General features: G+C 34.5%; 7 protein-coding genes. All 7 read right to left on the bottom strand.

Going from position 1 to position 8826, the window contains the following annotated elements:
• The coding region (locus HMPREF9420_RS10445) for a glycerophosphodiester phosphodiesterase family protein (RefSeq protein WP_007135643.1) at positions 1 to 752 on the bottom strand (752 nt) is incomplete at its 3' end.
• A 1-nt stretch (position 753) separates the two neighbouring features.
• Positions 754 to 1662: a glycerophosphodiester phosphodiesterase family protein gene (locus HMPREF9420_RS10440; RefSeq protein WP_007135642.1), complete on the bottom strand. Its 909-nt coding sequence runs from the start codon at positions 1660 to 1662 to the stop codon at positions 754 to 756.
• Positions 1663 to 1733: 71 nt separating this feature from the next.
• Complete coding sequence (locus tag HMPREF9420_RS10435; protein WP_007135641.1) at positions 1734 to 3464, bottom strand: RagB/SusD family nutrient uptake outer membrane protein; 1731 nt, start codon at positions 3462 to 3464, stop codon at positions 1734 to 1736.
• 12 nt (positions 3465 to 3476) lie between these two features.
• Positions 3477 to 6989: a SusC/RagA family TonB-linked outer membrane protein gene (locus tag HMPREF9420_RS10430; RefSeq protein WP_007135640.1), complete on the bottom strand. Its 3513-nt coding sequence runs from the start codon at positions 6987 to 6989 to the stop codon at positions 3477 to 3479.
• A gap of 183 nt (positions 6990 to 7172) precedes the next feature.
• Positions 7173 to 8111 (bottom strand): FecR family protein, encoded by a 939-nt coding sequence (locus HMPREF9420_RS10425; RefSeq protein WP_007135638.1) that lies wholly within the window; start codon positions 8109 to 8111, stop codon positions 7173 to 7175.
• A 64-nt stretch (positions 8112 to 8175) separates the two neighbouring features.
• Entirely contained in the window at positions 8176 to 8325 is a 150-nt protein-coding gene (locus HMPREF9420_RS14780; RefSeq protein WP_248628106.1) for a sigma-70 family RNA polymerase sigma factor, read from the bottom strand.
• A 130-nt stretch (positions 8326 to 8455) separates the two neighbouring features.
• Complete coding sequence (locus HMPREF9420_RS14775; protein WP_007135636.1) at positions 8456 to 8731, bottom strand: RNA polymerase sigma factor; 276 nt, start codon at positions 8729 to 8731, stop codon at positions 8456 to 8458.
• Between the last annotated feature and the right edge of the window lie 95 nt (positions 8732 to 8826).

Below are 8826 nucleotides of genomic sequence, written 5' to 3'. Positions count from 1 at the left end.
GGTTCAAGATAGGCTTGTATCTCATCAACGGTGACTTGACCTGAAGATCCTGGTTTTAATATCAATTTAGAAAGAACATTCTTTTCTTCAGCTATTCTTAAAGCTATAGATATAGCTTCTAAATATTCTTTTTTAGTGACTAAGTCTTTCATTGAGCCAGTTTTAATATCTAGAGCTACAATGATATCATGACTTTTCATATAGTCACAAACATCTTCAAACGTGTTTGTAAGGTAGTTTGTAATGTTATTAAATCTATCCTTATAATGAGCTGTATTAATTGCAGGAAATGATGGATAATTTACTGCTTGAATATCTGGAACTTTGTTTAAGGTCGGTGAAAACCAAGACAAATTCCTCACAAAGGTTCCATTATCAAAAAGATTTCCATCTGCCGAAAATGTAGGTGGCAAAGATGTCATTCTGTTAGTCTGTTGATCATGGCACAAGAATAGTTTCTTATCTGCAGTCAAAATAACGTCAACTTCAACAAACATATAACCTTGAGTGTAGGCACTATCAATAGCCGTCATACAATTCTCAGGGACACCAGGAAGTCCCCATGAGCCTCTGTGAGGAATTGCAATTACTTTCTCTTTTTCCTCAAACTTCATTCCATAAAGGGCACGACATCCTTTAGTTTTCCAACCTTCAGTAGTATTACACCAATGTGTTGGGGGAAATGAATGTTGAGCATAAATAGATATTCTCAAAAAGGCCAAAACCAAAAATAACAGGAAGATTCTTTTCATATCACCACCGGTTTATCTTTATTAAGTACTTCTTTAACAAAATTGGATTGTCACTAAAAATAATGTTTGCTCCATGATTAATTAACCATCCATAACTATTATCAGGATCAGTAACAGCAAGTTCATCATCATGGCCTGCATTAAATGTATCCCATAAAGAATTGAACCAAATACGATACCCCATTTCCTGTAAGTTCTTAATTTTTCTTAGAATGGGGTAGTCTTCTCGTATAAAGGAGAAGCTCATTACTGGAGAAGAATAGTTTTTAATAAAATCTTGTAAGTTTTCTTCGTCTACATTTCCACCCTTACATACCAAGACGGGCATAACAATAAGATTGTCTAAAAGATTTCCGTATTTTTGTTTTGTGGCCTTACTATTATCTGTTGTTCTTAGTATTATCTGCCGTTCGCAATTATATTTTTTTGCTAAATCTGCAACTTGTTGACCATAAGCTTTCCATTTATCAACTTGAATAAGAATCTTATCTTTTGCGAGAAGCAAAACTTGTTCAAATGTTGGTATCGTTTGTCGCGTTTTGACTCCAATAGGGTTCAGAAGACGAAGTTTGCGTAGCTCATCTATCGTATAATCAGAAACCTTTCCTGAGCCCGTTGTTGTACGATCTAAGGTCTCGTCATGCATTATAACGAGTACACTATCTTTTGTCATCTGTAAGTCAACTTCGATTCCATCCAACCCCTCATTGATACAATCTTGAAAAGCCTGAATTGAATTTTCTGCAGAATTACGCCAATTTCCTCTGTGTGCAAAAATCATAACGTGTTTCGATTTACCTCCGTCATGCATATATTGAAGCAGGGTATCAACTCTATTCCCTTTGCTAAGTGCAGAAAAGGGTATTACTATAAATAATAGTAAAACTAAACTTTTTTTTATTGTTTTCATAAGCTTATATTAGAGATAAAATATGTTCCAAGGCTATTCTTTCTATAATAAATAGTCTTGGAACATTCATATTAATTGAAGTTTGTAGTATCAGTCCAGCCAGGATTCTGTGTCAATGCCCCACTAGTCAAGACTCTTTCACTTGCAGGAATTGGCCATAGATAATCACGATTTTCATCCCAAGAAATCGTAATATTACTTAATGCATGAATATTCCCGGATGTATTATTAGTAAGAATAATATCTTTTCCTATCTTAAATGAAGCACCTTTGAAATTACCCTTATTGGTCGTGTACAATAAGATATCGGCTATTCCATCTTCATTCAAATCATATTCACCAGGTCCAGGGAAGTAACATCCGTCAAATTCCTTTGTAAGCTGTTGCCCTTCTTTCCATCGGAAGATATCCCATAAGCGGAATCCTTCTAGTGCAAGTTCTACTGTGCGTTCACGTCTTATTTCTAATATGACCCCTGTATTTGTATTCTTTGTAACATTAGGATAATATTGTAACAACAAATTATCAGGGGTTGTATTCGCTGCTAACATATTTAGATGAGGCATTCCAACTCTATCCCTAATTTTATTAATCGATTTATCTAAATCAATCTGTGACAAAGTCCCAAGTTCTGCTTTAGCCTCTGCAAAATTAAGATAAACTTCTGCAGCCCTGAAAAGAGGATAATCAGTAATGGCTTTAAGTGAGCCATCATATGGTGAAGCATTCACAAATTTAATTGGACGATAGCCTGTTAAAGCGCTAAGATCATTAACGGTTTCTTTTGATGCATCTACTTGAACATATCCTGGACAAAGCACAGTTTGTGATAGTCGTGGGTCTCTGTGTTTTGTTTCCGCAACATACCCCATAGTCTGCCAGCCAGGCTGTTCGTCGAAACGTGAGCCATCAGACATTAAATAATGATTCATAAACCGCTTAGTAAAACCTTGGCGATAGATGATAATATTAAAAGGTATGCTATGGCGAACGTTTGATGTATTACTATATTTTTTTGTTAATATAACTTCATCACTTACAGCATCTATACTATTGAAAAGAGTACGATAAGGTTCTGCTCCCTTGGTGTAAAGTTTATAACCACTATTATTTATAAATTCTTCTCCAGCATCCGCAGCTTGTTTCAAATACTTCTCATAGTTATTCATACCACGATATTTTCTGAAGGTCCCTTCATAAAGAGCAGCACGACTTTTGAATGCAAGTGCAGTCCATTTTGTAACGTGAACAGGATCTTTTTTAACTGGCAACATAGTTATTGCTCTATCAAGATCTTTCATTACAGAATCCATAATAAGTTCTCTATCTTGACGTGGTTTCGCGAGCAACTTATCTTCGTTAGAATTTAAAACTTGGTCATACCATGGCACATCCCCATAACGTTTCACTTTTTCAAAATAGAAATATGCACGGAAGAAATAGGCCACTCCATCATAATGTTTTCTAGCATTTTCATCTGAGCATTGATTGGAGTGCTGGAGATAATAGTTAATATCTCTCAAACGATCCCAATTCCATCCATCTTCACTAGCAGCACTTCGTTGCCCCATAAGTGTTTCACCTAATTCAGAACTAATGTTATCATCTGCATTCTGTTTTGCAAGATCATCAGCATCTGGAAGTAAGCTGTAGAAGTGATTTGCCCATAATTCAAGCTGTGGACCATTCTTAAAATAGGTTTTAGGACTAAGAGTATCTTCTGGTGTTAAATCTAAATTACAAGAAGAAAATACGAATAAGCCCATTAAAGTTAGACTAGTAAATAATTTATTATTAATCATGATAATGCTAATTTAAAATGTTATGTCTGCTCCTACTGAAATTGATTTTGAGAATCCATAGCCAACACCAGACTTGCCCTGATAGGTTGAGCTACTATTTACAAGTTCTGGATCAACTGCCTTTGTATACTTCTTCATAGGAGACCAATAGAACAAATTTTCACAAGCTACGTAGACTCTAGCCTTCTTCACTACAGCGTTATTCTTTATAGGTAAAGTGTAGCCTATGGAAAGATTCTTTAAGCGTAGATAAGCTGCATTTTGTAAATAGCGGCTATTATAGACATTAAGTGCACCAGCACTATAAGCCTGATTACCACGTGGTCTTGGGTAGTAGGCGTTCGGGTTGCTCTCTGACCAAACCATATTTTCAAAATTTGTTGGAATAAATGAAACAGATGGCAGAGAATAGGGACCCCAGAAAGTATAAGCATATTGCGTAGGATACCAATTTTGTTTACCTACACCTTGGAAAAAGATAGAGAAATCAATACCTTCATATTCTGCACCCAGACGGAACGAATAAGAATATCGTGGCAAATTATTACCAATTATACGCTTATCACCAGGATTACTCACTGTACCAGAGCCTTCTGAAATAATATTATCACCATCTAAATCAAGGAACTTTACATCACCTGCACGAAGCCGATTGTCGGTTTTTGAATTATAAACTCTATTGTTTACAGCTTTATCATTTATTTTTGCTTGATATTGAGCTGCTTCTTCATCTGTTTTGAATAGGCCACCCACTTTATAGCCCCACATATCGCCTAATGTCATCCCTTCATAATAATCTGATATGAGTTTATTAGGATTATCAAACCTAGTAATTGTTGACTTATAGTCGCCAATCGTTGCTGAGACATGGTAATGCAAGGGCTTCCCTGCCACTTTAAATTGATCGTTCCAACCCACATAGAGTTCCCAACCATTTGTCCGAAGGTCTGCACAATTCGCTTTTGGAGCCTCTGCACCAAAAACTGCAGGTAAAGTTAGTGAGTGGGTAAGCATATCTTTGGTGTATCGAATAAAATAATCAGCAGTAATTGTTAATCGATTTCTAAGGAATGCTAAATCTAAACCTATGTTATAAGTCGAGATTGTTTCCCAAGTTAAACTTGCAGATTTTGGATTAGATACGTTTGCATAATATGCTTTATTTAAACCATCAAAGGTATAGTTCATTGAATTGTCTGTAGAAATCTCATCAAAATAAGCATATGTGTCAACTTGTTGGTTTCCTAGACTTCCCAATGAGAAACGTAATTTCGCATTGTCCCAAAAGCTATGGAGAGGTTCGAAAAACTTTTCATCACTTATACGCCATCCAAATGATGCAGAAGGAAAAAATCCCCATCTGTCATTACTTGCAAAGCGAGAGGTTCCGTCCCAACGACCACTTAATTCAACGAGATATTTTCCCATATAATCATAGTTCACACGACCAAAGTAACCTAAAGTACGGAAGGCATTAATCTCTTGTGATGTAACTGTCTCGCCTGTGGCAATACTCATTGAAGCTAAGTCTTTACTTAATAAATTGTTTTTTGTAACAGAGAGATCGTTACTACGATAATCTTCATATTGCATACCACCGACGGCTTTGAAATTATGTTGTTTATTCCATGTATGCTGATACGTTCCATATATGTTGAGATTATGATCACGAATATTAATATGAGTTTCTTGATAATAATCCTTGATAGTTCCTGATGTAAAGTTCTGTATAACACCTTCCTGGCGAGAATAGTCAAAAGGCATATTGCGATAATTACGTATGCGATTACGATCTTTATAAGCATATGAGAACGTAAATATCAAATCTTTGTTTACTTCTATATCCAATTGGTTAGTAAGCACGAAGTCCTTGTCTGTACGTTTGTTTCTGGCCTCATTTGCAGTTAGAAAACCAGCGTGGCCACCACCAAGAGGTGAATTACCCGTCATTTGATTAATATATTGTACTATTGTTCCATCAGGATTACGTGGTACTACGTTAGGATATAAATTATAACTAAGAAAGTACAACGTTTGTTGTTCATTTTTAAAGCCAGCATATTTATATTCCGTCGTATTAAAGTTGACATTTCCTGTATACGTAAGCAATTTGTTAAGTTTAGCACTCAATTTCCCGCGGAAAGAATAGTTGTGGTATTTATCATGATAAATCTTAAAAATTCCATCTTGATTTAGTAGACGACCGCTTACGAAATAGTTTACTTTATCATTGCCTCCTGTTATAGAAACATTATGTTCGTTTTCTGGGCGTGACTGGCGGAAAAGATAGTTATACCAGTCAAAATTAGCATAATACATATAACGCCCTCTGTTATCAGTCATAACCCATGGTCGAGCAGGGTCTTCTGTTTTATCATTCTTTCGATCCAATAACATTTGCATACCCTCATCGTCATAAGAAAGCCATTGTTTGTTGTTATAAGATTGGTAGAATTTATTTACAAGAGATACATAATCATAACCATTGTCAATAAAGTCTGTCGAAGTTGTATTTCTTTTCCAACCTATACGCCCATTATACGTAATGGTAGCTTTTCCTTGCATATCTTTGCCTTTTTTGGTTGTAATGAGAATAACACCAGAACTTGCTTTTGCTCCATAGATTGAAGAAGCTGATGCATCTTTAAGTATGGAAATGGACTCAATATCGTTAGGATTAATTTGGTTAAGACTTACTTCCATTCCATCAGCAAGGACAAGCGGTGTGCCACCATTGATAGAAGCAACGCCACGTATATCAACAGAGTAGTCTGAATCAAGCGAGCCTGAATTAAATGTCAAGTTCACAGATGGATCAGCGCCTTGTAATGCTCCAGCAGAGGTTGTTACAGGGCGATTACCGATATCTTCAGAACTTATGGTAGCCACAGCACCTGTAAGGTTAGCACGTTTTTGGGTTCCGTACCCCACAACAACGACCTCACTTAATGCTTTACTATCTTCATGAAGAACTACTTTTGCAAGCCTTTGGTCTGAAGCTTTCAGTATAATAGGCTGAAAACCTATATATGAAATTGATATTTCAGCATTTTCTGGTACATCAGAAAGAACAAAGTTCCCATCGAAATCGGTAACAGTTGCATTGGTTGTTCCTTTTACCATGACTGTAGCACCAATAATTGCTTCGCCACTATCATCCGTTATATTTCCAGTGACTTTTTTCTTATTTATATTAGAAGATTTAGAGCGTATTTTTGTGGAGTTAGGCCGGACTGTTACATAATTTCCATTAATGTCATATTCACAATCAGCACTTTGCAACACCAGTTTGAGCAATTCTAATGCATCTCCTTCTGCTTTAGAAATTGGAAGTATACGAGATGTGTCAATTAATGAGGAATTATAGACAATTCGATACTTTGAAGCTTTTTCAATTTTTTCAAACGCGTGTTTTAATGTCACTTTGTTTGAACCAAACGAGACCGATTGGGCATGAACTGTTATACTACCTGCAAGAAGAGCCCCTATAAATAGGACAGAATGTCTTCGTGTATTCATAAACATTAAACTTTTGATAATTGGTTTTCTATTGTTTTTGGTTTTTATATTTTTAAAGACTATAAAAAAACAAAATACACCCAATAGAAAACAAAATAAATCAGAGATTTGTTTGTATCTTGTTTTATATATAACACATGATGGCTACCATATTATGTGGTAGCCATCATCAATTTATTCTTTAAGTTATTAATATATAACGACTTTATCTTCATTTATTTTGTAATGGAAATCTGGAAAAATATTTCCTATAACTTTAAGTACGCTTTCTAAAGTTTCCCCACGATTAAAGTGTGCAGTGATACACTGGTTATAATTCTTTTTTGAATTAAATAAAATTTTAATGCCATAAATTTCTGACAATTTTTTCATTGTCTCTCCTAACGTCATGTTATCAATATTAATCTGTGCCATCTTCCATGATTGAGCTAATTCTGGCAATCCTCTTCCTAATTTTATTTCTCCACTTTTCACATTATACAAAAGATTTTCATTTTGCGAAAGCTTATAAGATTTACTTCCTCTTTCCGAATGTAGTTCTACACAACCTGTTTTTACATAAACGTAAACATCGTTTGTTGTCATGTAAGATGAAACATGAAAAGAAGTTCCTATGTCAGTTATATCAAAGTAAGAAGTTATCACACGAAATGACTTACTACTATCGTGATGGACATCGAAAAAGGCTTCTCCATTAAGATATACAATTCGTTCATTCCCTTCAAAGGAAACAGGATATTGAATGACTGTTCCACCTTTCATGTTTACTTTTGTTCCATCAGGTAATAATAAAGTTTTATTTTCTCCAACTTTAGTATATCTATATTGTAAAACGAAGTTTTTAGGCTGTTTATAGGTATTGATAATATAAAATTCAGCTAATCCGAAGAGTATGAGTATAGGTATAATGGCAGCTGCAATCTTTGTCCATATATTTTTTTGTAAGAATGTGTGCCTTTTCTTTGCGGAAATCTTTGTATCTATTTCATCCCATAATTGTTGATAGACTTCAGTTGCATTTATGTCATCTTTTGTTGTAGCCAATCTCTTTAAAACTCTGTCTTTTATTTCTGGCCTCACTTTATTATGAGCATAATATACTATTATTTTTTTTATAATGTGTGTCATATGAAATTCTTATGTTTTTTCGGAAAACTATTCTTTTTAGTATTAAAGACATATAAATAGTAGATTACACCCAAAAAAATAAAACTAAATGTACTAAAAATAAAACTTTTTTTATATCTTTTAGAGCGAGGTTGAGGTGGTTCTCAACTGTTTTTTTCTGTATTCTAAGCTTTGTGGCTATTTCTTTGTTGTTTAAAAGTTGTTCTCTACTCATGCGGTATATAATTTGTCTCTGTTCTGGCATATTTCCCACAATCATATCTATAAGTAGTTGCATATCACTTGCAACCAAATTTTCGTAAGGAGTTGTAGTGTCTGTTATTTGTGGAATATTATTGCTATTATTATTTTTTATTCTTTTTTGAAGAAAGATAATCTATAATAGAATTCTTTGAAAGTGTAAAAAGGTAGCCGTCTAAATTTGTTACTTCTGAAAGGTTTTCTCGCTTAACCCAAACTTTTGTAAAAATAATCTGGCAAACATCATCTGCATCCTGATTATCTTTAAGCAGCATGAGTGCAAACTGATGAATTTTCGGGAAAAAGGCTTGGTGTAAAGCTGTGAACACGCGTACATCGCCCTCAGCTAACTTTTTTATTTCATTCTGATTAAAAATCATGCTTTCTTTTGCTCTAATAAATATTTTCCCGTGACAAAAATACCTAAAATTAGTTAGTTAGCCAAATAAAATAATATTTTTANCAGTATCTCTTA

The organism is Segatella salivae DSM 15606, from assembly GCF_000185845.1.
Lineage (GTDB): Bacteria > Bacteroidota > Bacteroidia > Bacteroidales > Bacteroidaceae > Prevotella > Prevotella salivae.
The sequence above is the reverse complement of the archived record's forward strand: the minus strand, read 5'-3'. Positions and strand labels throughout refer to the sequence as shown.

Excerpts from the sequence above, each read along its gene's own strand:
- HMPREF9420_RS14775 (WP_007135636.1), bottom strand. The coding sequence starts at position 8,731 with ATGATTTTTAATCAGAATGAAATAAAAAAGTTAGCTGAGGGCGATGTA.
- HMPREF9420_RS10440 (WP_007135642.1), bottom strand. The coding sequence starts at position 1,662 with ATGAAAACAATAAAAAAAAGTTTAGTTTTACTATTATTTATAGTAATA.
- HMPREF9420_RS10430 (WP_007135640.1), bottom strand. The coding sequence starts at position 6,989 with ATGTTTATGAATACACGAAGACATTCTGTCCTATTTATAGGGGCTCTT.
- HMPREF9420_RS10435 (WP_007135641.1), bottom strand. The coding sequence starts at position 3,464 with ATGATTAATAATAAATTATTTACTAGTCTAACTTTAATGGGCTTATTC.
- HMPREF9420_RS14780 (WP_248628106.1), bottom strand. The coding sequence starts at position 8,325 with ATGAGTAGAGAACAACTTTTAAACAACAAAGAAATAGCCACAAAGCTT.
- HMPREF9420_RS10425 (WP_007135638.1), bottom strand. The coding sequence starts at position 8,111 with ATGACACACATTATAAAAAAAATAATAGTATATTATGCTCATAATAAA.